The following is a 1481-nucleotide window of genomic DNA, read 5'->3' as shown; positions in this document are numbered from 1 at the left end:
GTGTTTTGTTTCAGGCGGAACACGGCATACGAGATAGCTCCAAGTCTCGTGGGCTCGGAAATGTGTATAAGAGACTGGGACGGGGCGGCGCGGAGCCGGTCAGCGACGGAACAGTTCCGCGGGCAGCGGCTTGAGCAGTCGGTACAGGTCCTCGGTGATGGGACGGTCCCAGCTGGCGATGGTGACCAGGACCCCGTCGCTGCGGTCGAACTGCACGCAGGACACGCGGTCCTCCGAACAGGTGACGCGGCGCACGATCAACAGGTTGCCGTCGTGCATGACCGGGACGTCCTCGGTACCGGTCACGGTGACCGCGTCCACCGAGGCGTCGTCCATCTCCAGGGCCTGGAGCAGCTGGGTGACCTCGAAGGGGGCCTCGTCCTCCTCCGTCTCACGGGCGGGCGAGCCCGGCGGGAGGTTCCCGATGACCATGGCCGGCCCGCGCCCCCCGAAGAGGTCGTAGCGCAGAATCACCCCCTGGCAGGTGCCGTCCTCGGCGGGGAGCAGTCCCGCACCGAGCACACCGGGCCAGTCGCCGGGATCCATGGCGAGAACGTCGAAGTCCGGTCCGGCCGGGGTGGCGGCGCTGCGGCGGCGGAGAAAGGACATGCCGCCATGGTACGCGGCGTCCGGTCCCCGCCGACGGTCCGGCCCGAGCCCGGTGGGAAGTGTGGCGGAGGGCGGTCAGACCGGGCCGGGGAGCCCGGGACCGGCCAGTTCCCGGCACCGCGCCTCGTCCTCCAGCGCGGCCAGGGTGTCGGGGTGATCGGGACCCAGGGAACGTTCCCGTCCCAGGCGCACACGCCCGTACTCCTCCAGCGCCGGACCCCAGCGCCCCAGCCGACCGAGGGCGACGGCGATCTCCCGGCGGCTCACCAGGGTGTCGGGGTGGTCGGGACCGAGGACGGCGGCACGCAGGGCGCAGACGTTCCGGGCCTCGCACAGCGCCTCCTCCCACCGGCCCAATCGTCCCAGGGTGACGCCCAGTCCGTGGCGGGCCCGAAGGGTGGCGGGGTGTTCGGCCCCCAGCGCGACGGCACGATCCGCCACGAGGTTGCGGTACACCTCCAGCGCCTCGGCCGGGCGCCCCAGGCGCCCCAGGCAGATGGCGCACTCGTAGCGGGAGGCGAGTGTCTCCGGGTGTCGGGGCCCGAGGGTCCGGCCGCGGGCGGCGGCCACGCCCCGGTGGCCGCGCAACGCCTCCTCCCACCGCCCCAGCCGACCGAGGGCGAAGGCGACGTGGTGCAGGCTGTCCAGGGTGTCGGGGTGCTCCTCCCCCAGCGTCCGGGCCCGTTCCTCGGCCAGCGCGGCGTGCACGGCCCGGGCCTCCTCCCATCGGTTGTCCCGGGGCCGCTCCCCGAGCGGGATCCGGCCGAGGGAGGCGTCCCCGGCGAGCCCTGCCGGGGGGTGCGGCACCGGCGTCCCGCCCGGTGGCGCGACCGGGTACCGCTCGGGGGTCGGAGGGGTCGGCGGTCCGCCGA

General features: G+C 74.2%; 2 protein-coding genes. Both read right to left on the bottom strand.

What is annotated here, in order from left to right; translation table 11 throughout:
• Nucleotides 1-99: 99 nt before the first annotated feature.
• Nucleotides 100-609, bottom strand: a complete 510-nt coding sequence (locus FOE67_RS25525; RefSeq protein WP_182667181.1) for a hypothetical protein — start codon at nucleotides 607-609, stop codon at nucleotides 100-102.
• Nucleotides 610-684: 75 nt separating this feature from the next.
• Nucleotides 685-1481, bottom strand: a 797-nt coding sequence (locus FOE67_RS25520; RefSeq protein WP_228474288.1) for a tetratricopeptide repeat protein, incomplete at its 5' end; no start/stop codon positions are given.

This window comes from Streptomyces calidiresistens (genome assembly GCF_014141525.1).
In the GTDB taxonomy this organism is placed as follows: Bacteria; Actinomycetota; Actinomycetes; order Streptomycetales; family Streptomycetaceae; genus Streptomyces; species Streptomyces calidiresistens.
This window is presented reverse-complemented; position numbering and strand designations above follow the sequence as displayed.